Here is a 26,359-nt window from a genome sequence, read left to right as displayed (position 1 = left end):
CAACCGTCGCGGTCCTCATCGATCCCCGAACGAACCGTCCGGCCACTCGTGGGCCTGCCAGTCCTTCGGCTGATACGGGGATCGCGCCGCGACCGCTTCATCGAGCTCGAGTCCCAGGCCCGGTCGGGTCGGGGGCAACGCAAATCCATTCTCAAAGACAACGCCGCCTCCGTAAAAGAGATCCTCGAAATAAGGGGACTGACCCGAACCGATCTCCAGCAGATTGGCATTGGGCGTCGCCATGCAGACGTGCAGGCTGGCCATGGTCGACACTTCGCTCTGGGGGTTGTGGGGCGACACATCGATCCGGAAAGCCTCGGCCAGGGCGGCGATCTTGCGCATTTCCGTGATGCCGCCGCAGTGCACGACATCCGGATTGATCACGTTGACGAGATACCGCGCACAGATTTCGCTGAAATCGTACTTTGAAAGGTGCCGCTCTCCCGTGGCCAGGGGCACCGCAGTCTGGGAGCGCAGCAGGGCCAGTTCGCCCAGGTCTTCGAGCTGCGTGGCCTCCTCCACAAAGTAGGGACTGTATTCCTCGGACCGCCGGCAGAAGTCGATGGCCATCGCCGTGGTCGGCTTTCCGTGCAGATCGATCAGGATGGCGAAATCCGGACCGACCGCCTCCCGGACCTTCTTCAGATTCTCCAAGCCCGAACGCACCATCTTCGAGGGCTCCACCCGGTTGTCCTCCACCTCCATGAAGGTGGCCTTGCAGGCCGTCCAGCCCTGTTCCTTCCGCCTCAGGAACATCTCGGGATAGGACGGCTTCTCCGGAATGGAGGCGCCCGGGGGATAGTGGAACCTCGTCAGCATGTTACCCGACCATTCATGCGGATAAACCCAGACTTTGTCCCGCACCCGCCCCCCGAGCAGCTGCCAGATCGGCTGCCCGAGCGCCTGCCCGAGGATGTCCCAAAGCGCGATGTCGATCGCGCTGATGGCCGACATCATGACCGCGCCGCCGCGGTAACGCGGCCCCCGGAACATCCCCTGCCAATGGCGCTCGATCTCGGACGGATCCTTGCCCACCAGGTAGCGTTTGTGTTCCTGAATGGCCGCCTCCACCGTCCTGGCCTTGCCGGTCAGAGTGCCCTCCCCCAGCCCGACCAGACCCTGGTTGGTGTAAAGCTTCACGTAGACGAAATTCTCGTCGTTGCGGGCATCCACCACAAAGGTCCGGAGATCGGTGATCTTCAGGTTGAGCGGTTGGGCGGCTTCGTAGTGATGACCCACCGTGGGCGATTCGCCCAGGAGGCGGTTCAACCCCACACCGGCACCGGTGGCCAGGCCAAGTCCGAGAAAGTGACGACGTTTCATCGTGAAATTCCGATTGAGTTCGCAGGGGGAACGGGTGTTGACTGTAAGGCCTGGAAAGACTCCATCAGCGCTGGATCGAATCAACCCCGCCCCGGTCTTTTCATCAAGGTTATTCTATTTTCATGCTTATTTCATCAGCACTACGAGGAAATCTCACACCCATGCCCCGAGTCTCCACCGCCCTTGTTCTCACACTGCTCCTCATCTCTTCGGCCCCGGCCCGAACCGATACCCTGGTTATCCTCCACACCAATGACCTTCACGCCCATCTGCGTGACGACTACGACGGCAGCGGCGGGTTGCCCTTTGTCTCCGGTTATATCCGGCAGGAACGCTCCCTCCGGCCCGATGTCCTCGTCGTCGATGCCGGTGATGTGGCGGAGAAAGGGGATCTCGTGGCCTTTGCCACCGATTGCGAGATCGTCTACGAAGCCCTCGGACGCATCGGCTACCACGCAGGCGCACCCGGCAATCACGATCACGACTTCGGTCTGCCCCAACTGCGGCGCTTTGCCTCCCTGGCCCATCCCATGCAGATGCTCTGCATCAATCTCCTCGAGGACGACGGCACCACCAGCTTTCAACCCTCCGCCATCTTCGACATCGACGGGGTCAAGGTCGGAGTGATCGGCATGATCGTTCCGCGCAATGAAAACTGCCTCGACGACGAAGAAACCGGAATCGCCATGTCCAAGGAGGCGGAACGACTCGAACCCCTGGTCGATCTGACCATCGCAGTCTGTCACGACGGTGCCCAAGCCTGCGCCGCGCTTTCCCGCCTGGCCCCCCTGATTGATCTCTTCGTCTCCGGCCATTCCCATGAGGCACTCCACGAAGCCGTCGTGGTTCCGGAGACCGGCGCCCGCATCGTCCAGGCCGGGAGCTACGCGGAATACGTCGGCCGGGTCGAGCTCGTCATCGACCTCGACACAAAGGAAATCGTCCAGGCCGAGAGCCGTCTCGTCGCAATGGAGCATGACTCGGTGCCCTGCGATATTGGCATGCTCGAGTGGATACGCGAAACCGAGACCCGACTGACTCCGGAAGCCCGCCGTCTCGTGGCCTGGACCGACCAGACTTTCGACTACCGCCAACTGGCCGATCTCGGGGCGGCGGCACTCCGTTCGGCGACCGGAGCCGAAATCGCCTTCTGCGCACCCGGTCAGATCATTCGCGACTCACTTCCCATCGGTCTGATCGACGTCAACGCCGTTTTCCGCACCGGCGGCGAACGCGCCCACGAGGTTGTTGAGACCCGACTCCTCGGTTCGACCATCGAGTCCTATCTCCGGGGCCTGGAGCAGAGTGATTGGTACCAGACCTCATGGTCCGGATTTCGCGCTTCGATCGACAAGGGACCAGAGGGTCCCCGCGTCTCGACGGACCTGGATCCGGACCGGACCTATCGGGTCGTCCTGCCGAAGCTCGAATGGGATACCCGGTTTCTCCGTCTGCTTGACCGGGCACAAAAGAATGCCGGGGAATGGAACCTGAACCTGCCCGAGACCGCACCCCCAGCCCACCCGGTCGCCACCTCGTTCACCGAAGCCGTTACGAGGTATCTTGAACCCGGAATCAAGGGCGGCATCAGCCTCGATGAGATCATTCGTCAGGCGTCCGCCGCATCAAAGCCATGAAGAGACCACCGAACGCCAACAGCCGCAGACTGATCGCGGTCCTTGCCGCTACGCAAATCCTGCTCCTCGGAACGTTCGCACAGACCGAAGGCGAACAAGGGATGTCCGCCCCACCGGAAGCCTACGAACCCGGCAACCCTTTCCCCTACTTCGGGAGTGAGAATCCCTGGAATCGTCGCATGTTCGGCGAGCAACCGGCCGAACTCTTCTACAAACGGCGCGGACAACGCCAGATCCTCGCGACCCTTGAAGGCCATCCGGAAGATGCCGCCCAGTGGTGCCGGGAACGTCTCGCCATCGACCCGACCGATCAGGAATCCTGGTTCAATCTGGTTGTGGCGCTCGGCCAGCTGGGCCAGACCGATGAGATGATCGCCGCCTTGCGGGGCGCGCTCAATTGCGGACTGCCCTTTGCCCGGTTCATCGCCGGTCCGCGCGATCTGCTTGCTCCCCTCTACGCCCATCCCGAATTCATCGGGCTGAAACGCGAAATGGGCATCCAACTGGTCCATGGCCCCATGCTCGGCGCGATGACCCCCCATTCCGTCCAGATCTGGGTCCGCACCGCAAACCCGGCCCGGGTCCGGGTGGATGCCGTCCCTCTCAGCCGCCGCGGAGACGCCGTGAGCACAACCTTCGAGACGACCGATCCACAGGATCAGAGCGGCGTCGGTATCCTGACCGGCCTGGAGGCCGCCACCGTCTACCACTACCGGGTCTTTGTCGACGGCCTTGAAGCCTCCTTTCCCGGGGAAGGCACTTTCCGGACGGCACCCGAAACCGGCACCCGCGGCTCCCTCACCGTGGCCTTCGGCGGATGCGCGGGCTATACCCCCGTCTTTGAACCGGTCTGGGACACCATTCTTGAGCGCAGACCGGATGCCCTGCTCCTGCTCGGCGACAATGTCTATCTTGACCTCCCGGAGACACCCGGGGCCTTTCATCGGTACACCTACTTCCGGCGCCAGTCCCGGCCGGAATTCCGCCGCCTCGTGAGTTCTGTAAGCACTTACGCAATTTGGGACGATCACGATGCCGGAATGGATGATCTCTGGCTGGGCCCCTATCCGGACCGTCCCGACTGGAAACTGCCCAATCTTGAGTTCTTCAAACGCAACTGGAACAACCCGGCCAGCGGCGACTCCGCTTTCCCGGGCGTCTGGTTCCGCTTCACCATCGGGGATGTCGAGTTCTTCATGCTGGACGGACGCAGCTACCGGACCAATCCCTACGCCCCGGAGCGCACCATGCTCGGGCCGGTCCAAAAGGCGTGGCTGCTCGACGCCCTGGCCGGCTCGACCGCCACCTTCAAGGTCCTCGCCTCGCCCGTCGCCTGGTCCGATCTCTCCAAGGAGGGCAGTTTCGATACCTGGAGCGGATTCAAGGCCGAACGGGACGAAATCTTCGACTTCATCCATGAGCGGGGCATTTCCGGCATCGTCCTGATTTCTTCCGACCGCCACCGGTCCGACGCCTGGGTGATCGATCGGCCCCTCGGCTACAGGTTCTACGAATTCGGCAGCGGCAAGCTGACCAATATCCATACCCACGAACCCATCCCCGAGGCCATCTTCAGCTACAGCGACAAGAACACCTTCGGCCTGCTCCGTTTTGACACGACCCTTGAAGATCCAACCGTGACGAATGAATTCTGGACGATCGACGGCGAGAAGATCTTCACCTCCAGCGTGCCCCTGAGCGCCCTGCAGGATCAAGCCGGAACCGACTCAAACCAACCGTAGCATACTACGTAGGGTTTTCGCGCGCAAAACAAACGGTAGCATGCTGGAATAGCGCTTGGTTAGCGCCAAGGCGCAATGAGCCAACAAAGCTCTGTTTGCTCTTCGACGGCTGAAAACGGAGCATGCATGGTAGCAGGGCTGGACGTCCCCGGCCAGCCGCAACGATTGTCCGAGACAAAACAACGACCAACACCCTAAACCAACCGCCATTCCAGCATGCTACGGTTTCTTTCAGCCGCCGCCGAGACGGTCGCCGAATTCCCGCTGCAGATCGGCCCGATCCGCGGCGGGGAGGCGGGAGCCATCCTGGAGGAGTGACTGGCCGAAAGCCGGATCAAAATGCTGCGACCAGGCAAGGATCTGCCGGAGAGCCTGCCGGCGCTGCGCCTCGCTTCCGATCTGGAGGGCATCGGCCACCGCGGCCGGAGCATTGTGCTGGAGACGGGTGCCGACCAGCATGGCCAGTCCCTGATCCTTCACGCCGGGCGGTGCTTCCGACTTCAACCAATCCGAGGCCCGGGCTTCGTCACTGTGTATCCACTGGGAAAGCGCCCCTGAGAAAAGATGCGGCTCGATTCCCCGATCGCTGAAGGCTGCGAGGGTCTCGACCGCCGCTTCCGGATCCTGGTTGGCCCAGGCGGAGGCAACCCGCGAGACGTAGTTGTCCCTCGCTTCAGGATCCGCCTCCGCCATGGCATGCAGAAACGCACTCTGCGGATCCTGCTGGGCCCACTGGTAGAGGACATTGCCGGTGGCCTGGCGGCGGGTGTTGGGCGTGACGATCCGATTGGTCCAGTCCAGGGCGGTTTCGGGGTCTTCCAGGGCCAGCTGCATCGCCACCTGATGCTCAAACATATCCCTCGACTGTCCGGGTGGCATTTCTGACGCGAGGACCATCGCCTGATCGACGTCCTTGCGGGTCATCACCGGTGCCAGCGATGAGAGGGCCTGGTTCCGGTCGCTTTCGGAATCCAGGCCGGAGGCCCACCTGAACGCCCCCAGAGGGTCTTTCTCCGCCCAGACCCGGACCACCTGACCGATGGCATTCGTCCGGTATTGACCCGGGGGCACCTGGTCGATCCGACGGGCGGCACTCTCCGGATCGCGGGTCGATTCGTTGGCCAGCACCGCCACAAGGGTTCGTGCCTGAACCTGACCGTCGAGGTTGGACTGGATCCACGCAATGGTCCCGTCGGGATCGGAGGCGGCCATGGTGGGAAGGAACTGCTCATAGGCGGCCTGCCGCGATATCACGTCCGTGAGTCCCGCAATCGCGGCGAGCGCCGACGCGGGATCAACGGCATCCAGACTCCGGACCGCCCGCAAGATCGCCTGGCGCCGTTGACCCGGATCCTCAATCGAGCTGGCCATGTCCAACCCCCTCTGCGGGTCCGTCTTCGAGGCTGTCTCGATCACCTGCATGACGACGGCATAAACCCGGCCCTGATCCGAAATCCGTCCAGCCGCTTCGAGCGCCGCCCAGGGATCCTTATTCGCCCACGACCCATAAGCCGCAATAGCCGCCATGTTCGCAAGGCCCTCGTCCGGAAGCTCCGAGAGAAGGGCCACCGCCCGCCGGGGGTCTGTCTCAGCCAGCACGTCGAAGAAGGATTGCCACGACCGAAAGTCCTTGTTCCCGCCGGCCCAGTCCTGCTGAATCTGCCGCCAGGCGGCATCCGGATCGCGACGCGTGATCAAGGCAATCGGATCCATCCGTGGCGCCTTCTGAAGCAGGGCGGCCAACCTCCCGGTTTGGAGCCGGGCTGCTTCAGGATCGATTCGTCCCAAGGCACTGATCGAGGAAGTGACGGCCACGTAACGAAAACCCCGATCGCCGTGGACCTGGGCCAGTGCGAGCGCCTTTTCCGGATCATTGAGCGTCCAATTGAAGAAGACATTCTCGATGACCAGGACAAACCGGTCGGTCTGCGGCTGCCGGGCCATCCACTGGACAGCCGATCCCGGTTCGCTCTCCACCCAACGGAGGAGGAGGAGGATGGGCAGATCGAGATCACGGAATGCGACCTCCATGTCCATGACCACATCCATGGCCGCTTCCAGCGAATCCGTCGGCACTGCGACGGCCGCCTCCGCCATGCCGGCATGGCGGGCCACCATTGACCCGAGAGAAAGCACACGCACCAGTTCGGCTCGAAAAGCCTCCTTGGAGAACGGAGCCTGCACCGTCGCCGAAGCCACCTCTGCCGACTCCCACGCGGCGAAGACAGGCCCTGTCGAGTCCACCTCTCCGTCTTTGCGCCCGCACCCTGCCAACACGGTCACTCCGAGCAGGCAGGCAACCAATCCCGGAGCCCGGAACCGACCCAAGGAAAGAAATAGTTTTGTTCTACCCATCGCTCTTCCGCATTCTCGAAAACAATCATGACAGCATCAGGCGAAAACGGATCCAAACCAATCAATATCCTCTGGATCTCACTTGAAGACACCAGTCCCCGATTCGGCTGCTATGGAGATTCCCTGGCTCGAACCCCGAATATCGACCAGCTGGCCGCCGAAGGGTGCCGTTTCCCCAATGCCTTTTCCACCGCCGGGGTCTGCGCACCCAGCCGATCCGCCGTCATCACCGGCATGTATGCCGTCTCCATCGGCAGTCACCATATGCGGACCGCCCACACCCATCCGGCGACTCCCGAATTGCCGACCCCTTACGAGGCGGTTCCCCCGCATTTCGTCAAGGCGTTCCCGGAATACCTGCGCGCCGCCGGCTATTATTGCACCAACAACCACAAAACCGACTACCAGTTTGAACCACCGGTGACCGCCTGGGATGAGTGCAACCCCAACGCCCATTGGCGTCACCGCAGGCCCGGCCAGCCCTTCTTCGCCGTATTCAACCCGACCTTGACCCATGAGAGCGGCATGTGGCCCAGGGATGACGAGACGATCGAGACCGACCCGGAATCCGTGAGTCTCCCGCCTTACCTGCCGGATACCCCGGTCACCCGACTCGCCCTGGCCCGTCACTACGACCATATTGCCCGGTCCGATACCATTGTCGGGCAACTGCTTGATCAGCTCGAGGAGGATGGTCTAGCCGAGTCCACCATCGTGGTTCTCTGGAGCGATCACGGCGAGGGACTCCCCCGCGGCAAGCGCTGGCTCTACGATGCCGGTATCCGCATCCCCATGATCATCCGCTGGCCCGGACAACTGAAGGCCGGAAGTCAACGCGACCAGTTGGTCAGCCTGCTGGATCTGGGACCGACCATGCTCTCGGTGGCCGGCCTGTCCGTTCCCGCCCACATGCAGGGCCGGGCCTTTCTGGGCCCCCAGCGCCGCGATCCCCGCCGTTACGTCTACGCCACTCGCGACCGCTTCGACGAGGCCTACGACATGGTCCGCGCCGTTCGCAACCGACGGTTCAAGTACATCTGCAATTTCCGTCCCGAACAACCCTATCTGCTCTGGATTCCCTACCGGAACCGACACCCGATCATGCAGGAGATCTGGCGGCTTCACGGCGAGGACCGGCTCGAGGGCCCACAAAAGCTGCTCCTGCAGAACCGGAGGCCGGTCGAGGAACTCTATGATACCGAAGCAGACCCTTTCGAACTCAACAATCTCGCTCTCAATCCCTCCCATCGGGCCGAACTTGAGGAGATGCGCGAGGTCATGAAGAAGTGGCAGCGCAAGGTGAAGGACATGGGGGATCTTTCCGAAGCGGAAATGGTCCGCCGCTGGTGGCCGGGAGGCACCCAACCCGTCACCGCCACGCCGGTCTTCATCCCGATCGGACCCGACCGGCCGGGAATGGAAACCGCCACTGACCGATTGGAGACCCGGGGCCCCCTTCACCTCCAGCTCCACTGCGCCACCCAGGGTGGATCCATCGCGTGGACAACCGGGACGGAAGAGCATTCTCGCTGGCAGCTCTACACCGGGCCCGTCCGACTGGAATCCGGCACGACCACCCTGCGGGCCGTCGCCCACCGCATCGGCTTCAAACCCAGCGCGGAAGCGGCACTCGAGGTGACGGTAAGTTGAGGCGTGGTGCCTCGCCCCATCGCGGCGGCGGATCGAGGCTCTTCGGGTGGAGGCGCCCCCGAGTGTCGCGCCACAGCTCCAGCGAAGCCGGATCTCTTGGGGCGTACGCGACGTGGATGCGCGGCAAGAGACTGCCGCGGCTACAACCCAAAGAGAGCGGCCCGGTCTCTTTCCGCATGAAACACGACTCGTTTTGCGGCAGCGGCCGGATCGCTCCGAGCTCACACCAGCTCCACCGAGAAAGCAAAACGATGGATTCCCGGCAGTATCCGATACTCCGGCAGGGTGTCCGGCCCGCAACTCGCCCCTCCAAGCCCGCGCTGCTTCATGTCTAGCGTCAGAAAAATGGAGGGCCGGGGCGCCAACTCGCAGGTATGGGCGGCCTTCGTCAGATCCGCCGCACTGAAGCGCGAGACTCCCGCCTCCAGCAACGGGCGTCCGATCACCCGGAGGCCTCCCCCTTCTCCATCGACGAGCCGAAGCCACCGCACGTCCGTCTTGTTGCCGTGTTCCTGAGGCAGGATATAGGGCACGTACTGTCCGTCGACCGTTCCCTCATACAGCCCGACCCGGGCGCCCTCCTTCCGGTCGATATAAGACTCGTGTGGCCCTCGTCCATACCAGGACAACCGCTGCAGAGTCTGCCTCAGCGTCATGACCACCCCGATCCGGGGCAGCTCCGGCCAGCTCTCCGGAACGACCACTGTATTCCGAAATTCAATACGACCGCCGGGCCGAACGATCATCTCGCAGCGATGCACGACCGGAGCGTCCAGGCGACGCGTCCGATAGGTCCTCTCCGCGATCAGGACCACCCGCCGTTTCGAGGTCGAACCGATGGTCAGTGACGACTCTCCGGTTCTGAGACGATCGATGCCCGCTTCGAGCCACTGCCCGAGCATCTTGCGGGCATCCCTCGGTTTCAGCTTGATTCCGTCATTGTCGGTCGGCGCCCGCCAGAGGTTGAGCACCGGCCCCGACTCCACCCGGACCTCTCCACCCGCAAGCATCCGGGAAATGCCGGCCTTCCTGCGGTCCAGAGTGATCTCACGATCTCCGTCGCGCACCGTTATCGTATTGCCGGAATCCTCGACCAGAAGATTCGCCCGGCCCTTCAGCAGACTGCGGGAGCGGCGGCGGCGCCCCGGCACCGGAAACTGCTCCCAGGCGACTTCATGTCCGGCTTCCGCCCAGGCGGTCTTCTGGGAAAGAACCGCCGTCACCGTGATCAGAGCTTCGCCCTCCGGCATTTCCTTGCCCGCCGCATAAGGCACCTCGACTGTCCGGGAGGCACCGGGTTCAAGCGGCAGACCCGGCAGCCGGCCCTTCCGGACAACCCGACCATCAACGATCAACTCCCAGAGCAGGGTCATGCCCCGCAGGTCCGTGAAGTCATGGCGATTGGTCACCACGATCCGGCCCTTTGCCGGGTCCTCGGCCCGGAACCGGACCGGCTGCACGATCTTCTTGAATTCGAACATGGCCGGGTGGGGCTGTCGATCCGGCCAGATCAACCCATTGATGCAGAAATTCCGGTCATTGGGCTCATCGCCGAAATCGCCGCCAAAGGCCCAATAGTCGCGTCCGGATTCGTCCTTGCGGATGAGTCCCTGGTCAACCCAATCCCAGATGAACCCCCCCTGCAGACCCCGATGGGTCTCGATCGCCTCCCAGTATTCCTTCAGGTTGCCCGTACTGTTGCCCATGGAGTGCGCATACTCGCACATGATGAATGGCCGGGAATCGGAGGCTTCCTTCGCCCACCTGATCATGTCCTCAATACGTGGGTACATCGGGCAGACCAGGTCGGTCGCCGCATGACCGGCATTCCAACCCTTGCCCATCCAATCATTGATCGCCCCCTCATAGTGGACCGGACGGGAGGGGTCCGCCCCCCGGATCCAGGCGGCCAGGGCGTCGTGATTCGGCCCGTAACCGCTCTCATTGCCGAGGGACCAGGCGATGATCGATGGGTGGTTCCGGTCCCGCAAGACCATCCGCGATCCCCGATCGAGGAAGGCGGCCGCCCAGGCCGGATCCTGGCAGAGGCGGTTGTAGTGATGGTGGGCCTCAATATTGGCCTCATCGATCACATAGAGCCCGTATTCATCGCAGAGGTCATAGAAGTGGGGATCATTGGGGTAGTGACTGGTCCGCACCGCGTTGAAATTGAACCGCTTCATCAGGAGGACGTCGGCCCGCATCGACTCACGGCTGATCACCTTGCCGGTGCGGTCATCGTGATCGTGTCGATTCACCCCCTTGATCAGGACCGGCCGGCCATTGATCAGCAACTGCCGGTCACTGACCTCCAGCCGCCGGAACCCGGACCGGATCGAAGCCGCCTCAGCGAGGGAGCCGTCCGGCCGGATCAAGCTGATCCCCAACCGGTAGAGCTCGGGGACTTCCGCCGACCAGAGCCGCGGCTTGCGGACCTCCCCCGTCAACCGAACGAGCGGTCGACCGCCGTGCATCTCCCCCGGATCAAAGGGAATGACCTCCGCCCGCAGCGGTTCCTTCCAGACTCCCTTCCCATCCGGTCCGAGCAGGACCGCCTCCACCCGCCAGCCGGGTTCCAACCCGTCGAGACCGGACACATCGACCTCGATTCCAAGGGTGCCGATCGAGAAATCGTCATTCAGTTCGGGCCGGACGACCAGGTCCTGGAGGCCCGGCCGCCCGATCGAGACCAACTTGATCCCGCGATGGATTCCGGCCTGCCACCAATGATCCTGGTCCTCAAGGTAACTGCCGTCCGACCAGCGGATGATCCGCAGCGCCAGGGTATTGACCCCGGAGACGAGACGGTCGCTCAGGTCGAATTCCGCCGGCAGGCGGGAGTCCTTGCTCATCCCGATCCTGTGCCCGTTCAACCAGACTTCGACCACGCTCTCGATGCCGCCAATGTGCAGGATGGTTCGCCGGTTCTTCCAGCCCCGGGGTTGATTGAAGGTGGTCCGGTAATGACCGGTGGGGTTGGACGCCGCGGGGACTTTCGGCGGTTCCGCATCAAAGGGCATCCGGATGTTCGTGTAAATCGGTATGTCGTACCCCTGCATGGTCCAGAGACCGGGCACGTCGACTTCATCCCAAGAGGCGTCATCCAGGCCGGGCTCGGCGAATCCGTCGGGTGACGCCTCCGGCCGGGCGGCCAGTTTGAAACGCCAGGTCCCGTTCAGCGACCGCACGAAAGCGGAGTCCTCTGATCCGGAAAGCGCCGTCTCAAGATCCGGAAAGGAAGTGAAGGTGGTGCGGGCCGGGACCCGGTTGAATCCCGTGAATCCGGGGTCTTCCCAAAAGCGGGTGTCCATACCCCAAAAGGGTGAAGCCGTTCCGTTCCAAGGCAAGACGGCAGACACCCCCAACCCGGCCGTTTGCCGGGCAGGAGGGCAAATCCTCGCCGTAACCCTGGAGCCTGTCAGGACCAACCCGGTCCGGTCCCAGGCGGGGGTGCACCTCCTGTGCGCCTTCCACGCCCCGGTCACCCGGACCGGAGTGCGTTGCCGATGGGCGCGGACGAGCCACGCCCCGACCTTCCCGACCTGCGTCCTAGGCGAGGGCGAAGATGCCGTCCAGAGCCCGCGACGTGTTCTCGATCAGGGTTTCGGGACAATGCTTGTAGAAGGGAACCGGAGGAATCATCTCCGCCGCAATCCATCCTCCATACTCGATCGACTTCAGGGCAGTCATTACCGCAGGCCAATCCACGTCACCAGAGAGCAGGTCGACAAAGCCGTCCACCGAACCGACCGCACGGCGGTAATCCTTGAAATGGATACGGCGGATCCGCGGACCCAGTATCCGGATCCACTGCTCCGGGTAGCCGGTCGCCAGCGCATTGCCCACATCGAAATAGGCACCCACACAGGGATCGTTGAATCCGTCGATGAAGGAGACCATCTCGAGGGGGGAAAGCAGGAATTTGTTCCACACGTTCTCGATCGAGAGGGAGATCCCATAGCGGCGCGCCAGCGGGAGTGCCTCGCCGATCAATTCGATCGCCCGCGCCCAGGCCAGATCATAGGGCACCACTTCGCAATTCGGGATGAAGTCGGCCCCGACCGCCCCGGGGATGACCAGGATGGCATCCGTCTCCAGCCTCGCAGCGGTCTCAATCTGCTTGCGCAGGATCCGGGCGGCCGACCTGCGGACGGCAGGCTTGTCACTGGCCCCATTCGCCCCCCAATAAAGTCCGGTCGCGAGAGCAGACACCTCGAGGCCATGACTTCGAATGAGCCGGCCCGCTTCGCGGACTTCCCCGGCGGTCGATTTCAGATTGAGCGGGCCGTCCTCGGTCAGGTCCGGCTCGAAACCGGCAAAGCCTGCTTCCGCGGCTGTCTTCACTTTCCGTTCCAGGCTCCACTCCGCCGGGAAGGACCAGATATTGATGGATTTCTTCATGATTGGATGACCGTGGGCTGACCGGATTCGGCCGACTCGATTTCCGCGAGGGTGACCCGAAGTGAGTCAAACGCATCCCGACCGGTGCTGGTGCGCGGAGCCTGGCCCTCCTCGAGGCATTCGATGAAATGGGTCAATTCAAAGAAATAACCTCCGAGATCCGAAACATTTCCCTCGCCCAGGGTCGAGGATCCCGCTTCCGCCTTGGCCAGCTCGGCCGGCCTGGTCGCAGCCTCGGCCAGGGTGACCCGGGTGGTCGGAACGGTATTGGAATCGTATTCCATGGCGCCGTTCTCAAAAATCGCCTGGAAAGCCATCTGGAATCCCCACTTGGGCGGGTAATTCCACCCCCCCTCCACCCGGACCTCGGGTCCATCCGGGAAATCGTAACGGGTGAAAATATGGCTCCACCCGCCGTGGTCGCACGTTCCCTGCGAAACCACGGAACGGGGCAGCCCGAGCAGGTGGAGGACAAAATCCGTATCATGGATGTGCAGGTCGAGCGCCGCGCCGCCGGAAAGTGAGGCGTCATTGATCCAGTTGTCCACCGTGTAGCCGGGACGGGCAGACCGCCGCTGGAGAGTCAGGCTGAGCAGCCGACCGGCCTCGCCGGAATCGATCAGTCTTTTGAGCGCGACGTATTCCGGCCAGAAGCGGATGCAATGACCGGCCATCATGATGATCCCGGCCGTTTCGGCGGCCCTGACCATGCTCTCGCCCTCGGTCACGCTCATGGCAAGCGGCTTTTCGCAGAAGACGTGTTTCCCCGCCGCGACCGCCTCAAGGACGGCGCCGGCGTGAAGATGAGTCGGCAGACAGACGTCGACAAAGTCCGCCTCCACCGCGGCGAGCGCTTCACCGAGGGAGAGGAAGTGTCCGGCTTTCAGGCCAAGCTTTTCGATCTTGGCCCGGGCCGTCGCCGCATCCGTATCCACCACGGCCACGATCTCCGCTTCCCGCAGATTCCTGTAAATCTGGGCGTGCATGCCACCCATGAACCCGAAACCAACAAGTATCCCTTTTTTCATGACTTTTGAAACGACTGCAGGTTGACCGGACTCGGAACCCCTCCCCTCAATGCATCTCGACCGAACAGGATCCCAGACCACCGCGGTAATAGTTGAACTGAACGTTTGGATGATCGGCAAGCAGAGACATGGGAACGGCCGAATCCGCGATGCCTTTCGAGATCATCAGCGCGGTCAGGCGCTGCCCGAGCGGGTTGTCATGCACGCCGGCGTGCCAGATGGAGACTTTCTCCGCCATCCAGGTTTCGCGCGGACCCACCGAAATCGCTTTCTTCGGAACCATCGTGATGTTGCCTCCCCCCGAGGTCCTGGCGTTCTGGGAGAGCGTGGCCGGATGAAGGTCCACCACCCGGGTCTCCAGCCTGCGGTATTCGGCCGGGGTCGGCGGTCGGTTCCGGTAACGGCCCCGTCGCGGCAGGGGATCATTGAAGGCCCAATGCTTGATCTCACCCTGCCCGCCCTGCATGACCGCGCAGCGCACCCCGGTATTCCAGGAGGCTCGGTAGGCGGCCACGTCCGCTTTGGGAAAATGAAGGTGGGACTCCGGCATCCGCAGCCTCCTGTCGATGCGGTTGAAACAGAGTTCGCGATCCGCCCGCTCAAAGGACAGCGGATGCGTGACGGGCACCTCGCGTCCGGTCGTCTCGTCAAACCACTCGTCCATTCCCCAGAAATGAGCGTGCTTGAGGGAAAGACCGAGCTCATTGACCAGCCGCGCCACCAGGGGCAGTTGCTCGGTCGGGCCGATCGGACCACAGATGCCGACCGGATTGTCGGCCGTCGCTGCCTTCCAGGCGCTGACGTACTCCAGTGCCTCGGCAAGGTAGAACTCCTCGAGTGTGTCGTAGAGGACAACCTTGAAGCCCGGACGTGACAATTGCCTCAGACCGCGCTCCTTCATGCGGGCGGCATCGTTGATCAGTTCGTCCTCAAGGGTCGTGTAGTCCCACCAGTCCGGTGCGAGGTGGCTGAGTTTTCGTGGCATGATCGGGTTTGGTTTTCTGCTACCGGGCGCCCGCCTCAGAGCGCCGCTTCATAAGCCGGGTTGATCCGGTAACGTTCCCCCAGGATCGTCCGCAGCGGATCGATCTCCCTGGCGCTGAAACCCAGGTGAAGATGGCGGCGCCATCCTTCCGCATAGGCAAAACTGCCGGACATCCGACCGACTTCGCGGGCCATCTCGTGCATCGATTCCACGTAGGAGTCCATCCCCTGGGAAACATCCAGCCACTCCCGCTGGCTCCGGTGCAACGCCAGCGCTTCCGCCTTCCTTTCCTGCACCGAGGTCGTGTCCACATACGCCTCCGCCACCACCCGTTTCCTCAACGGATCCCTCAGGCCGTGCGGCATCGCGTGGTAGATGGTGACGTCATGGGTGTAACCCGCCCTCGGGGGATCCGTCTCGAAGTTGGGCGCGCCGCGCGCGAACGCCGCCGAGACCGCCAACCGACACGCCATCATATGGTCCTCCATATAGTCGGATGGGGCATGAGTCAGGACAATGTCGGCGCTAGCCTCCCGGACAATCGAAGCCACCCGGCGGAGCATCGGTGTCGTGTAGGCGAGTTCCAGGTCGTTCGCAATCGGAGGATAATGTCGGGCCCCCAGCAGGCGGGCAGCGGCCTTGGCCTCAGCCAGCCGAATCCCCGCTATGGTTTCCGCGTCACGTTCGATGGAACCGCAGTTGCCATTGCAGAGGTGGGTGACGTGAAGATCCCACCCCGCCTCACCCAGAAGAAGCAAGGTGCCGGCACCCACGAATTCCAGGTCATCGGGATGGGCGAAAATGGCTAGGCAGGAAGGCATCGGTCAACGGGGCCACGGATCCGACCTTGGTCGATCGTCCGCGCAAAGACAATACCCGTGATGGGTCGAAGGCAGTCCCGAAGGCCCGAATGCATCCCGCCTCGATCCATCCATGCCCCTCTCTGGCTATCGTCGTCGGAGGGTGACGACACACTCGAGATGCCGGGTCTGAGGGAACAGATCAAAGGGCTGAACTCGTTCGACCCCGTAACCCGCCTGATGAAGCCGGACCAGATCCCGGGCCTGGGTGGCCGGATTGCAGGAAACATACACCACCGTTCCCGGACCGTAGGCGATCAACTGCTCCAGAAACTCCGGAGTCGAGCCCTTCCGAGGCGGATCAATGACCACCGTGGTTTCCCCGGGGGGATAGGTCACCGTGCCAAAAATCCCGGCCGCATCCCCGACTTCGAAATGGCAATTGGTGATTCCGTTGGCCTCGGCATTCTCCCGGGCCCAACGGATCGAGAGTTCACTGATTTCGATGCCGGTCGCCTGCTCAAAAGACCGGGCCGCGGTCAGGCAGAACAGCCCGCTCCCGCAATACGCGTCGATCAGGCAGCGTCGGCCGCCCGCGGCCGCCTCCGAACGGACATGGGCGGTGAACGCCTCCAGGATGAAAGGATTGTTCTGAAAAAACTCCCCGGCCGGAAAATGCAGGATCAGATCGCCGATCTTCTCGTGGATGATCGCCTTGGGGTCCGTGGTCACGCCTTCCCGGGCATCCCGAAGTAGCAGGGTGGCCCCGCGGGCATAGCTTTCCCGCTGAGCCTCCACTTCCTGCCGGAGTGTCACCAACCGTTCATTGATCGCGTCCGTCGCCAGGAGGCACCGCGATACGTCGACCACCCCTCGGAAATGGCCCTCGGGCCGAAAACCGATGGCCAGTTCCTCGCCCGGCTTCGGACGCTCGAAATGCGGGGTGATCTTCGACCGGTAACCGTAGGCTTTCGGCGAGGGGATGACCGGATCCACCTCCACCTCGATCCGGGCCAGATGTCGGAGCAACTCGCCCACCTGTCGGCGTTTCCATTCAAGCTGGCTTGAGTATTCGAGATTCTGGTACTGACAACCGCCACACCTCCCGAAGACCGGGCAGGGCGGCTCGATCCGGTTGACCGAAGGTTCCAGAACCTCGATCAGGTCGGCCTCGGAGAAATTCTTCTGGTTGCGCCAGACCCGCGCCCTTACCCGGTCGCCCGGCAAGGCGAAGGGCACCAGGACGACCCACCCCGCCCGTTCCGGTTCGTTTCCGGGCAACTGAATCCGCCCGAGGCCCTGGCCTTCATTGGTCAGACTCCGGATTTCCACTTCGATCTCCGCATGGTAATCGAAAGGGAAGGCATTGAAGGGTTTACGGCGGCGCACCCTCCCAGAAGAACGCGCCGACGCCCGGGGTCAATCTTCCGGACAGCCACAACGATTCGGTCTTTCCTTCCGCGCCACGGCCTCCACCATGACCGGCATGGCGGTCGAGATCATCACCAGTCTGCAGAATCCGCGGATCAAGAATCTGGTCCGGCTGCGGGATCGTCGTCCCCGTGACGAACAAAGGGTCTTCCCGGTCGAAGGCTACCGGGCCATCAGCCGGGCGCTGGAGAAGAAGGTGCCCATCCGGGAGCTCTATTACGCACCCGAATGGTTTCTCGGCACCAACGAACGTGAACTGATCCAAGCGGCGGAAACCGCCGGGGCCCGCCTCTTTGAACTGACCAGGCCCGTCTTTGCCAAGGTCGCCTACCGCGACCGCCCGGAAGGCCTTCTCGCCATCGTGGACCAATGGCAGAACGCCCTCGACGATCTCGAATTGGGCCGGCCGCCCTTCCTTCTCGTCGTTGAATCGATCGAAAAACCGGGAAACCTGGGCACCATCCTGCGCAGCGCCGATGCCGCCGGGGTGGACGCCGTCATCGTCTGCGATCCCGTGACCGACCTCTTCAACCCCAATGTCGTGCGGTCCTCGACCGGCGTCCTCTTCGCGGTCGACGTCGCTGTGGCCTCGTCCGAGGAAGTCATCGCCTGGCTCCGGAGCCGGGGCATCCGGACCGCGGCGACCACGCCCCATACCGATACCCTCTACACCGCAGCCGATCTGACCGGACCCCTCGCCGTCGTCATGGGCAGTGAACAATTCGGACTCAGCAGAACCTGGCTCGAAGCCTGCGATCTTCCGTTGCGAATCCCCATGGCCGGCCAGGCCGACTCCCTCAACGTCGCCATGGCCACCCTCATCACCCTCTTCGAAGCTGTCCGCCAACGCACCGCCGCTCCCTCCACCTGATCTTCCCTGCGGGTTTGTAACATAATACGTTACAAACCCGCAGGGATCCGTCGGCGTTCGGGTCCCGCCGACCGGTTCAGCTCACTGGTTGGGCATGTCGTCCGGGCTTGAGGGTCGACTCCTGAGCGGCCAGCCACAGCAGGATGTGGAGGATGCCTTCACTGTCCGGCATCATCGTCCGGCGGGTGAAATAGTCATAGATCCGTTGGCGGGGCAGACCCAGAACCCGGGCCAGATTGCTCTTGGCACCGCGCTTGGCCAGATGGGGCTGAACCCACAGGACGAGGGCATTCCACAAGGGCGTATCCGGTCCCGGTTTCCGCGCGTCTCCGATCCCTTTCCTACGGGCAAACTTCCGGTTGGCGGCGACTCGCTTTGCGTGGTCAACGGCCGCCTCGGCCAGCATTTCGATGAGATCGGAGTAGAGGGTGAACCTGGCAGGGAGAGGAATCATATCCGGCATTCCTGATACCTAAACCGCCGGGGCTGGTTTGTAACGCATTATGTTACAAACGGTCGGGTTGTGCCATCCGGCTTGCTTGGGAGATGCGGGGGAATCAGAGTGCGCGGGATTGATGCGTCCTGAGAATGTCAAAGGGGGGGTTGCGGCCGCTTCGGCTTTTCTGCTCTGGGGATTTCTGCCCATCTACTGGAAGCAACTGGCGGCCGAACCGGCGTTTGAGGTGATTGCCCACCGCTGGTTCTGGACGGCGCTCCTGTTGACGGGAATCCTGGCGTCAACCGGCCGGCTCGGGCTGCTCCGGGCGGAATTCCGGTCCGCTCCGATTTTCGCCTCCCACGCGATCCGTGCCGTCCTGTTGGCGACCAACTGGCTGACCTATGTCTGGGCGGTCTTTCATGAACGGATTCTCGAGGCCAGCCTCGGCTATTTCCTGGTCCCCCTTGTCAATGTGGCTCTCGGGATGATCTTCCTGAAGGAACGGTTGAACCTCCCTCAATGGATCGCGGTCGGCTTTGCGGTGATCGGAGTGGGTTTCTTCGCCTTCCAGACGGGTGGCCTGCCCTGGGTCCCGCTGGTCATCGCCTTTTCCTTTGGCTTCTACGGATTGCTTCGGAAGCGGGCGTCGGTCGGTGCCCTCAGCGGGGCGGCGATCGAGATGAATGCCCTCCTGCCGATTGCCTTCATCGGGCTGCTCATTCTTCAGGTCCGCGGCGAAGGCGTATTCCTGCACGAATCGACCCGGGTGGACCTCCTTCTGGTCGGCACGGGGGTGATCACGGCGATCCCGCTCGTCCTCTTCGGCTACTGTTCCGGGCGGATCACCCTGACCTCGATCGGCCTGTTTCAGTATCTCGCGCCCACGGTAAAATTCGTCATCGGCCTGTGGATCTATCACGAACCGTTCACCATGACACAGCTGGCAGGCTTCGTCTTCATCTGGACCGCCCTCGCCATTTACTCGTGGAACGGCCTCTGGTTCGAGCGGAGGAGGCCGATTCCGGTTGTGCCGGAGTAGGCGAAGTCTCCCGGTCAAGCTTCCGGCGGGTCGGGTCAAAGGGACCGGTTCGAGAGATTGACGAGCAATTGCTCCAGTCCCTCCGCCATCGAGACGCCCGGAACGTATCCCAGATCGGCCCGGGCACGTCCGATGGAGAACCAATGGTCTTTGGCCAGTTCGGAAGCAACGAAACGGGTCATGGGCGGTTCACCGGGCAATCGGAGGGTCGACCAGAGGCCTTCGCAGGCCGCTCCGAGGCGACGGGCGGATCGGTAGCTGATCTGTTTGCGGATCGGGGGGATGTTCAACTGTTCGAGCAATTGACTGATCCAGTCCCAGAGGACGACCGGTTCATCATTGGTGATAAAGTAGGCACGGCCCCCGACACGGTCCGGAGTTTCGAAGAGGCGACGTTCCGCCTGAAGGTGGGCCTCAACCACGTTGTTGATATGGGTCAGATCAACCCGATTCTTCCCATCTCCAACGATGCGGAGCCGACCCGCCCGGGCTCTCTCGATCACTCTTGGAACAAGATTGGTGTCACCGGGACCCCAGACCAGGTGCGGTCGGAGGGCGATGGTCCGCAATCCGCCCGGGTCGTCCGCTTTGAGGACAGCTGCTTCGGCGAGGGCCTTGGTCGCGGCGTAGTGGGCGGGAATCCTCCTACCATAGGGGAGCGACTCGTCGGCACCCTGCAACGGTTGACCGTTGAAGACGACACTGGGCGAACTGGTGAAGACGAGGCGCGGCACCTCGAAATCCCGACATCCATTGATCAGGGCCTGGGTTCCTTCGACATTGATCGACTGGAAATCGGCCAACCGGCCCCAGATCCCCACCTTGGCCCCGACATGAAAGACCGTCCCCATCCCCTGGCAGGATCCGCGAATCGCAGCCGGATCAGCCAGATCCGCCCGCACCCATTCGGCACCCCTTGCCTGCAATGCCGGGACCGGTGAACGGCAGACGACCCGGACCTTTCGTCCCTGGTCGAGGAGTCGATTGGCCAGAGCGCCGCCGACAAAACCGCTGGCACCCGTCACGAGGACAGTGCTGTCGAAAGGTGGTGAAGGATCCGGCATTGGCGGCCAGCATGGTTGCGGCGCATCGCTTCGCAACCCCGGATGAGACTCTCCATGCGCTTGCCAGTGGCGGGAATCAGGCCGACATTTGGCCGGATACCGAAAGCCATGAAACCGAGGAGGACCAGATGGTTACTGATCGGTGGGGCATCTGTCCTGATGCTGCTTCTGGCCGGTTTTCTGGCTCTCCGCGCCAACGCGGAGTGGATCGTCTCGAAGGTCCTTGAGCAACAGCTGAAGGTTCCCGTGCAGATCGGTGCCCTGGATCTTTCCGTATCTGGAGACACCTGTTCAGTGACCGGTCTTCGCTTGGGTCAACCCGATGGATTCGGCGCCGAGCCGATGGTTTCGGTGGCCCGGATCGACATCGCCGGCTGGAGGGGCGCCATCTTTCCCGATCGCCACTTGAAGGAACTGCGGGTGAACGACCTCACCGTCGACGTCACGACTCTGGCAGACGGTCGGACAAACCTCAGCGTCTGGATCGAGTCGCTCACCGCCAAAAGAAAGAAGACATCGGATCCGGTCTCGCCCGCCACGCCGGAAGAACCGGCCAACCCATTTGCCATGAAGGTTGACCGGATTGAGGCGGACGGCATCAGCATTGTCCGCCGGGATCGTTCGCTTGGAGTTCCCGATTTCCTGCTGACCATTGACCGGGGGACGCTTGAGATCAACGATCTCATCGTCGGTCCCTATCCCGACAACTCGATCGGGTCTCTGGAGATTCACTGCGAGATCGTCCAACCGGAGGTCGAAGGTGCACGGATCGCGGTTGCCTCACGTTTCGGCCCGTTGGCCACCGGGATCCCCGTCCTACTGGGAGCCGTTCGGATCACGGGGTGCCTCTATGAAACGTTTGTGCCGGCCATTCCCGACAACACCGACAAACTGTTGGGCGGGGAAGGCTTCGATCTCGATGTGGACTTCGCCACATCCGCAGGGGTTATTCAGGTGACCGGAACGGTCACCACCTCGAACAGGAGTGCCTATCCATTCCGGGTCCAGGGCCCGATCGATGCGCCCGTGTTTGAGTTGCCCGAAGTCCTGGCCAGCGTCGCCACACGAATGACGGGAGGTATCGGCCGACTCTTGAACTCCACCTTGACCTCAGGCAGGGAGGTGCTGGTCGGAGCGGTTGGCACGGCGACCTCAATGGCCAAGGGTGCCGTCCATGCGACCGGTTCATTGATCAAGGGCGCCGGTCAGATGGCGACCGGCCTGGTCTCGGCCAACAGGGAGAAGAGCAAAGCGGGCTTCGACAGCATGACGACCGGCAGCGGCGGTCACCTTGCCGGCGGCATTACCGGTTCCGTCGACGCCATCAATCAAGCAGGAAGCCGAACCTCGGAGGCGCTGAGGACCAATCCCGGCTTCAAGAAGTGGGTGACCGAATCATCCACCCGTCACGAAGGCCGAACCCGCGCTTTGATGGAGAAATTGCAGGGTTTGCCCTTTCCACCCCGGATTGCCCTTCCGAAACCCCGGGGCTGAAAGGGCCGGCTCGCCCGGCACCGAACCAATTCAGACAGGCCTGATCCGAATCCCAGGTCTGCCTTTCAACGAGGCTTTGCCTCACTGATCCGGCCCGGCGGGCACAACGACAATCTCCCCTTGCGCCAAGAGACGAGGTTGCTTCGCGCGGCTGGCGATCTCCGTACAGGTGCGAGTTTCCGAGGCCCGGTGAATGGCGAGAAGGATTTCGAGGGTGTGGAGCATAAGATCCCCGTTGGCGAGGGGTTCCCGACCGGCCTTCAAGGCGGCGGCCATCTCGGCCACTCCTAGGCCCCGCTTGGGCGAGACATAACCATCTCCGGGTCCTGGTTCAATGGTTTCCGACCCCGAGTGGGTCTCCACCTTGATTGGTCCGGAATAGGCATTGGCATCGCTCAAGGTCATTCGACCCGTCGTGGCAAAGACCTCGACCCGGGGAAAGTAGCCATGCACGTCCTCCGAGGCGAGAAAGGTCGAGGTCACCCCCGACTCGAATTCCAGGACTGCGGCGGCGGTGGAAGCGCGTTCCAGTTCAAAAGTCTCTCCCGAGGCCGCATCGATTTTTGTCGGCGAACGCACCGGCGCGAGCCCGACGACGCGCCGGACGGGACCAAAGAGATGGACCAGCGCGGTCACATAATAGGGCCCGAGATCGAGAACGGTTCCCTTGAAGACCTGATGGTAGCGCCGATTCTGTCTCATCGGAATGGATACCAGGGTGGTGCAGGCGACCGGTTCACCAATACGCCCGTCTTCAATCAGCCGCCGGGCCATTTGCAGTCCCGCGCCGAGGAAGGTATCGGCCGCTCCCCCAACCGAGAGGCCGCGGCTTCGGGCCAGGTCAAGGAGGCGGGCCGCATCGCCGAGATCCAAACAGAGCGGCTTTTCCGAAAAGAGGTGTTTTCCCGCCTGCAGAATCATCGTGCTGACCGCCAGATGAGCCGGGGCGGGGGTGAGATTGAGGACCAGGTCGATCTCCGGATCGGCCAGGAGGACTTCGGTCGGGCAGGCTTTCGCAATCCCGTATTTCTCGGCCAGCTTGACCGCCAGCTCGTGATTCAGGTCCGAACAGGCCACCACCTCCAAACCCGATGAAAGGTTCCCACCGAGATTCTCCATATAGGCCGGGGCGATCGCTCCGCACCCGACGAGTCCGACTTTCACCCTGGAATGCATGATCGTCAGTCAGTTGGGAATCAAACACTCTCGTCAAACCCTTTGTCCCCTTAACCCGTTGAGCGCCTTGATCGGGCTCTTCCGGGTCTGGAGAATGGAAAAGAGGAACGTCCGGATGAGCCAGCGAGGCGATCCGGATCACGCCTCCATCGGTTTCTTCCCTGCGAAATGGGAGGCCAGTTGGAGCCGGTGGATCTTGGCGTTATGCCTGACGTCGACCGGAAATCCCGGGTGGAAGAAGAAACGGCGGATCGAGGCGGTATGGGTTTGGGACCGGCCCAGTTCGGCAAGCTCTTCGACCAGGCGTTGCTCGGCGCGACGGTTTCCGATCACCGTGCCCCGAACGGGCTCAATCACGATGGCCGGGACGACTGAGCCTTTGTCCTTCCATCCGATCAGGGCGGTGCGCCGGACCTCGCGATGTGCGTTGAAGACCGCTTCACAGCAATCGGTATGGAAGATCGCGTCCACGGTCTGGACGGCTTCGGCCTGACGACCGCAGAACCAGAGTCGGCCCTCGGTATCGAGATACCCGAGGTCACCCATCCGATGCCAGACGCGGTCCCCGTCCCGAACCTTGGCCCGGGCGGTGGCCTCGGGCAGATGGTCATAACTGCGGGTGACGGTCGGCCCGGTCACGAGAATCTCGCCGATCTCTCCGGCCGGCAGGCTGACGACGTCGTCGATGGACGCCAGCACGGTGGGAGTCGACCGGATGATCCTGACCTCGACTCCGGGCAGTGGCCGACCCACACAAGTGCCTGCGCCGGACCGGGTGCGCGCTGCGGTCTCCTCCAGGACAGCGGTGTCCCGGATGCTGGCGACCGGCAGCACCTCGGTCGCGCCGTAAGGCGAGTGGGTATGCCCGTTGGGGGCGATCTTGCGAAAATCCCGCATCAGATCGGGCGGTACGGGGGCCCCGGCCATGAGAATCCGTTTCAGGGAGGGCAGGGTTTCGCCCATCCGGATGCAGTGATCGGCGATCTTCTTCCAGAGGACCGGGGACCCGAAACTGTTGGTGACCGCGCATTGGCGGATCGCCTGCACGATCGCCGCCGGATCGACCGTGGCCGGCCGGCTTGGATTGATCTCCGGGACGACGGTGGTCATTTCCAGCGCCGGGTTGAAAAGGGCAAAGATGGGGAGCATGGGAAGATCGATCTCTCCCGGGCAAATGCCGTAGGTTTCGCGGACGGCGGTGACCTGGGCCTCAAACATGCCGTGCTCATAGCAGACCCCCTTGGCCGGACCGGTGGAGCCCGAAGTGAAGAGCACCGCCGCCAGGTCCCGATCGGTCGTCGGGGCAATGGGAAACGGTGACAGCGGCTCCCGACCGGCGATCGGCTGGTCGTGCCCGACCCGGGAACGAATCTTCACGGAACGGAACATTCGGGCAAAAACCCGCGAGACGACGATCGCGAGAGTGGTCCCGACGACCGCCTCTGGTTGCGAACGTTCGACACAGCGGAGAAAGCCCTGCAGCCCCATCCCCGGATCGATGACCACCGGGACGGCGCCCGCCTTGAAAAGGGCGAAGCAGATCGAAATCAGGGAAAGTCCCGGCCTTACCATGAGAAGGATCCGCATGCCGGGTCGGACCCCGGCCTCAGTCAGGCGCTGGGCCCAGGCATCGGCCTCCGCGTTCAGCTCGGCTCGGGTGAGGGCCAGGTAATGAATCGACCCGTCCGGCCGGCGTCCCCTGGGAACGAGCAAGGCCGGAGAGTGGGGCTGACGGACCGCACCATCCGGGAGATACCGCGCCACATTGGCGGGTCTGCCGACGACCATAGGATCCGTAGCCGGCCTACTGATCGACGTAGGTAACCAGTCCCCACAGGATGGAAACCTTGTTCCCGGTCAACCGGCTGGACGGTGACTCACGCTCACCGTTGATCGGGAACGAATTGTGGGATTGCTTCTCGAATGCCCCTTCCCTCGATTCATAGAGACCGCCGAGCAGGATCGTGGACGACTTGCCATTTGCCGTATGGGTCGTACATCCGCTCCCGATCCAGGCGAAGGTTGTGGTGAGCAGGAGGAGAGAGAGGGCACGGAAGATCTTCATGGCGACAGGGTGCAGGAGGGTTTCTACCACAGAAACCACCTTCATAGATCAACCCGAATGCCCGGACCGATCAAGCCCCATTTTTGGTCTGAAAGACCCGGAAGAGAAGCGGTTCAACGCTTCCCGGGGGCTTCAAAGAATCCCTCGCCCAGTTCGGGGTTCCCGTCCATCGACTCATAGACAGTGATGACCGAGAGGTGTTCATCCTGGACCATCTCAACCCTGTGGGGCAACCAGACGCCGGCCACCGGCTGGAAATCGCTGTATTGCTGGAGAACCTTGACTTTTCGTCCCCGGATGACCGGTTCGAGCCGCTTGGCGGCGATCTGGTAGGTATCGTCAGCGAGGAGAACCTCACACCACAATTCGCCGTTCCGATTGACCCGGATGAGAAAACCCCGGTCCTGGCCGATGGTGGAGATCCCGCTGTAGTCGAGCTCGAAGCCCCGCAACTCGGCATCCACGAGGGGTCCCCGAAACCAGGCCTCATCCACAAACTGCCGTTCCTCGTCGGGCGACATCGATTCGGGCCGGACCTGTCCATCGACGACGCGCACCTGCCAGGCCTCATGCCCGTTGAACCCCTGTATGAGGGTGGTCGTCTCGCTCAGGCGGGTCTCGATTCGAATGAGGTCGGGATAGGCGCTCCAGATCTCGATGGGAATCCGGCGTTCCCCGAACTGGTTGTATCCCTTCTTGTGAACCGCCTTGAGATCATCCACTACCGCGCGCCCACCGATGGCATCAAGGTGAAGGACAACGAGATCCTCCGCGATTCCCGCGTCCGCCACGTTCCGCCCCATGAGGAGGACGAAGATGGGGAGAGCGAAGCGCAGGAAGGATGAGATCATCACGCAGA

20 protein-coding genes are annotated in these 26,359 nt (G+C 62.7%); 6 read left to right on the top strand and 14 right to left on the bottom strand.

The genetic code is table 11. From position 1 onward, the window contains the following. Positions 1-15: 15 nt before the first annotated feature. Positions 16-1,323, bottom strand: a complete 1,308-nt coding sequence (locus R3F07_01615; protein MEZ5275060.1) for an enolase C-terminal domain-like protein — start codon at positions 1,321-1,323, stop codon at positions 16-18. 161 nt (positions 1,324-1,484) lie between these two features. Here R3F07_01615 and R3F07_01610 point away from each other — a divergent pair, with 161 nt between their 5' ends. Continuing rightward, complete coding sequence (locus R3F07_01610; GenBank protein MEZ5275059.1) at positions 1,485-2,960, top strand: metallophosphoesterase; 1,476 nt, start codon at positions 1,485-1,487, stop codon at positions 2,958-2,960. After that, the gene (locus R3F07_01605) at positions 2,957-4,702 is read left to right on the top strand and encodes an alkaline phosphatase D family protein (GenBank protein ID MEZ5275058.1); all 1,746 of its coding nucleotides are present in this window, start codon (positions 2,957-2,959) and stop codon (positions 4,700-4,702) included. The genes R3F07_01610 and R3F07_01605 overlap by 4 nt, the downstream gene beginning before the upstream one ends. A gap of 231 nt (positions 4,703-4,933) precedes the next feature. On the opposite strand, the gene R3F07_01600 is transcribed toward R3F07_01605, so the two are convergent. Beyond that, positions 4,934-7,057: a hypothetical protein gene (locus tag R3F07_01600; protein MEZ5275057.1), complete on the bottom strand. Its 2,124-nt coding sequence runs from the start codon at positions 7,055-7,057 to the stop codon at positions 4,934-4,936. Between the two features lie 27 nt (positions 7,058-7,084). Between R3F07_01600 and R3F07_01595 the strand changes: the two genes are divergently transcribed. Then, positions 7,085-8,707: a sulfatase gene (locus tag R3F07_01595; GenBank protein MEZ5275056.1), complete on the top strand. Its 1,623-nt coding sequence runs from the start codon at positions 7,085-7,087 to the stop codon at positions 8,705-8,707. Between the two features lie 221 nt (positions 8,708-8,928). Here R3F07_01595 and R3F07_01590 read toward each other — a convergent pair whose 3' ends face one another. From R3F07_01590 to R3F07_01565, 6 genes are all read right to left on the bottom strand, one after another. Then, a complete protein-coding gene (locus tag R3F07_01590; protein ID MEZ5275055.1) occupies positions 8,929-12,018 on the bottom strand; it encodes a glycoside hydrolase family 2 TIM barrel-domain containing protein in 3,090 nt (1,029 codons plus the stop codon). A 238-nt stretch (positions 12,019-12,256) separates the two neighbouring features. Beyond that, on the bottom strand, positions 12,257-13,108 hold the full coding sequence (locus tag R3F07_01585; protein MEZ5275054.1) for a sugar phosphate isomerase/epimerase family protein: 852 nt from the start codon (positions 13,106-13,108) through the stop codon (positions 12,257-12,259). Next, positions 13,105-14,136, bottom strand: coding sequence for a Gfo/Idh/MocA family oxidoreductase (locus R3F07_01580; protein MEZ5275053.1), 1,032 nt, complete (start codon positions 14,134-14,136; stop codon positions 13,105-13,107). Before R3F07_01580 ends, R3F07_01585 begins: the two co-directional genes overlap by 4 nt. 46 nt (positions 14,137-14,182) lie before the next feature. Further along, entirely contained in the window at positions 14,183-15,121 is a 939-nt protein-coding gene (locus tag R3F07_01575; protein ID MEZ5275052.1) for a glucosamine-6-phosphate isomerase, read from the bottom strand. A 35-nt stretch (positions 15,122-15,156) separates the two neighbouring features. Next, positions 15,157-15,942, bottom strand: a complete 786-nt coding sequence (locus tag R3F07_01570; GenBank protein MEZ5275051.1) for a PIG-L family deacetylase — start codon at positions 15,940-15,942, stop codon at positions 15,157-15,159. Positions 15,943-16,068: 126 nt separating this feature from the next. Then, positions 16,069-17,310, bottom strand: a complete 1,242-nt coding sequence (locus R3F07_01565; protein ID MEZ5275050.1) for a class I SAM-dependent RNA methyltransferase — start codon at positions 17,308-17,310, stop codon at positions 16,069-16,071. Positions 17,311-17,398: 88 nt separating this feature from the next. Here R3F07_01565 and R3F07_01560 point away from each other — a divergent pair, with 88 nt between their 5' ends. Continuing rightward, positions 17,399-18,223, top strand: a complete 825-nt coding sequence (locus R3F07_01560) for an RNA methyltransferase (GenBank protein ID MEZ5275049.1) — start codon at positions 17,399-17,401, stop codon at positions 18,221-18,223. Between the two features lie 76 nt (positions 18,224-18,299). Here the strand turns inward: R3F07_01560 and R3F07_01555 are convergent, their stop codons facing one another. Continuing rightward, positions 18,300-18,677, bottom strand: coding sequence for a hypothetical protein (locus R3F07_01555; GenBank protein MEZ5275048.1), 378 nt, complete (start codon positions 18,675-18,677; stop codon positions 18,300-18,302). A gap of 121 nt (positions 18,678-18,798) precedes the next feature. Here R3F07_01555 and rarD point away from each other — a divergent pair, with 121 nt between their 5' ends. Beyond that, on the top strand, positions 18,799-19,701 hold the full coding sequence (gene rarD, locus R3F07_01550; protein ID MEZ5275047.1) for an EamA family transporter RarD: 903 nt from the start codon (positions 18,799-18,801) through the stop codon (positions 19,699-19,701). A gap of 35 nt (positions 19,702-19,736) precedes the next feature. Here rarD and R3F07_01545 read toward each other — a convergent pair whose 3' ends face one another. Next, positions 19,737-20,765, bottom strand: a complete 1,029-nt coding sequence (locus R3F07_01545) for an NAD-dependent epimerase/dehydratase family protein (protein MEZ5275046.1) — start codon at positions 20,763-20,765, stop codon at positions 19,737-19,739. Positions 20,766-20,873: 108 nt separating this feature from the next. Between R3F07_01545 and R3F07_01540 the strand changes: the two genes are divergently transcribed. Beyond that, positions 20,874-22,259, top strand: a complete 1,386-nt coding sequence (locus R3F07_01540) for a hypothetical protein (protein MEZ5275045.1) — start codon at positions 20,874-20,876, stop codon at positions 22,257-22,259. A gap of 81 nt (positions 22,260-22,340) precedes the next feature. Here the strand turns inward: R3F07_01540 and R3F07_01535 are convergent, their stop codons facing one another. The 4 genes from R3F07_01535 to R3F07_01520 all read right to left on the bottom strand — a co-directional run bounded on the left by R3F07_01535 (position 22,341) and on the right by R3F07_01520 (position 26,351). After that, positions 22,341-23,435, bottom strand: a complete 1,095-nt coding sequence (locus tag R3F07_01535) for a Gfo/Idh/MocA family oxidoreductase (protein ID MEZ5275044.1) — start codon at positions 23,433-23,435, stop codon at positions 22,341-22,343. Between the two features lie 138 nt (positions 23,436-23,573). Then, a complete protein-coding gene (locus R3F07_01530; GenBank protein MEZ5275043.1) occupies positions 23,574-25,223 on the bottom strand; it encodes a fatty acid CoA ligase family protein in 1,650 nt (549 codons plus the stop codon). 16 nt (positions 25,224-25,239) lie between these two features. Further along, positions 25,240-25,500: a hypothetical protein gene (locus tag R3F07_01525; GenBank protein MEZ5275042.1), complete on the bottom strand. Its 261-nt coding sequence runs from the start codon at positions 25,498-25,500 to the stop codon at positions 25,240-25,242. Between the two features lie 113 nt (positions 25,501-25,613). Then, entirely contained in the window at positions 25,614-26,351 is a 738-nt protein-coding gene (locus R3F07_01520; GenBank protein ID MEZ5275041.1) for a hypothetical protein, read from the bottom strand. Positions 26,352-26,359 lie beyond the last annotated feature (8 nt).

The sequence above is a fragment of the Opitutaceae bacterium genome, assembly GCA_041395105.1.
In the GTDB taxonomy this organism is placed as follows: domain Bacteria; phylum Verrucomicrobiota; class Verrucomicrobiia; order Opitutales; family Opitutaceae; genus B12-G4.
This window is presented reverse-complemented; position numbering and strand designations above follow the sequence as displayed.

What these genes read in the sequence shown, in the direction of transcription:
- R3F07_01580 (MEZ5275053.1), bottom strand. Translation starts at nt 14,136, where the DNA reads ATGAAAAAAGGGATACTTGTTGGTTTCGGGTTCATGGGTGGCATGCAC.
- rarD (MEZ5275047.1), top strand. Translation starts at nt 18,799, where the DNA reads ATGCGTCCTGAGAATGTCAAAGGGGGGGTTGCGGCCGCTTCGGCTTTT.
- R3F07_01540 (MEZ5275045.1), top strand. Translation starts at nt 20,874, where the DNA reads ATGAAACCGAGGAGGACCAGATGGTTACTGATCGGTGGGGCATCTGTC.
- R3F07_01560 (MEZ5275049.1), top strand. Translation starts at nt 17,399, where the DNA reads ATGACCGGCATGGCGGTCGAGATCATCACCAGTCTGCAGAATCCGCGG.
- R3F07_01575 (MEZ5275052.1), bottom strand. Translation starts at nt 15,121, where the DNA reads ATGCCACGAAAACTCAGCCACCTCGCACCGGACTGGTGGGACTACACG.
- R3F07_01520 (MEZ5275041.1), bottom strand. Translation starts at nt 26,351, where the DNA reads ATGATCTCATCCTTCCTGCGCTTCGCTCTCCCCATCTTCGTCCTCCTC.
- R3F07_01530 (MEZ5275043.1), bottom strand. Translation starts at nt 25,223, where the DNA reads ATGGTCGTCGGCAGACCCGCCAATGTGGCGCGGTATCTCCCGGATGGT.
- R3F07_01545 (MEZ5275046.1), bottom strand. Translation starts at nt 20,765, where the DNA reads ATGCCGGATCCTTCACCACCTTTCGACAGCACTGTCCTCGTGACGGGT.
- R3F07_01535 (MEZ5275044.1), bottom strand. Translation starts at nt 23,435, where the DNA reads ATGCATTCCAGGGTGAAAGTCGGACTCGTCGGGTGCGGAGCGATCGCC.
- R3F07_01615 (MEZ5275060.1), bottom strand. Translation starts at nt 1,323, where the DNA reads ATGAAACGTCGTCACTTTCTCGGACTTGGCCTGGCCACCGGTGCCGGT.
- R3F07_01555 (MEZ5275048.1), bottom strand. Translation starts at nt 18,677, where the DNA reads ATGATTCCTCTCCCTGCCAGGTTCACCCTCTACTCCGATCTCATCGAA.
- R3F07_01595 (MEZ5275056.1), top strand. Translation starts at nt 7,085, where the DNA reads ATGACAGCATCAGGCGAAAACGGATCCAAACCAATCAATATCCTCTGG.
- R3F07_01525 (MEZ5275042.1), bottom strand. Translation starts at nt 25,500, where the DNA reads ATGAAGATCTTCCGTGCCCTCTCTCTCCTCCTGCTCACCACAACCTTC.
- R3F07_01585 (MEZ5275054.1), bottom strand. Translation starts at nt 13,108, where the DNA reads ATGAAGAAATCCATCAATATCTGGTCCTTCCCGGCGGAGTGGAGCCTG.
- R3F07_01605 (MEZ5275058.1), top strand. Translation starts at nt 2,957, where the DNA reads ATGAAGAGACCACCGAACGCCAACAGCCGCAGACTGATCGCGGTCCTT.
- R3F07_01570 (MEZ5275051.1), bottom strand. Translation starts at nt 15,942, where the DNA reads ATGCCTTCCTGCCTAGCCATTTTCGCCCATCCCGATGACCTGGAATTC.
- R3F07_01610 (MEZ5275059.1), top strand. Translation starts at nt 1,485, where the DNA reads ATGCCCCGAGTCTCCACCGCCCTTGTTCTCACACTGCTCCTCATCTCT.
- R3F07_01600 (MEZ5275057.1), bottom strand. Translation starts at nt 7,057, where the DNA reads ATGGGTAGAACAAAACTATTTCTTTCCTTGGGTCGGTTCCGGGCTCCG.
- R3F07_01590 (MEZ5275055.1), bottom strand. Translation starts at nt 12,018, where the DNA reads ATGGACACCCGCTTTTGGGAAGACCCCGGATTCACGGGATTCAACCGG.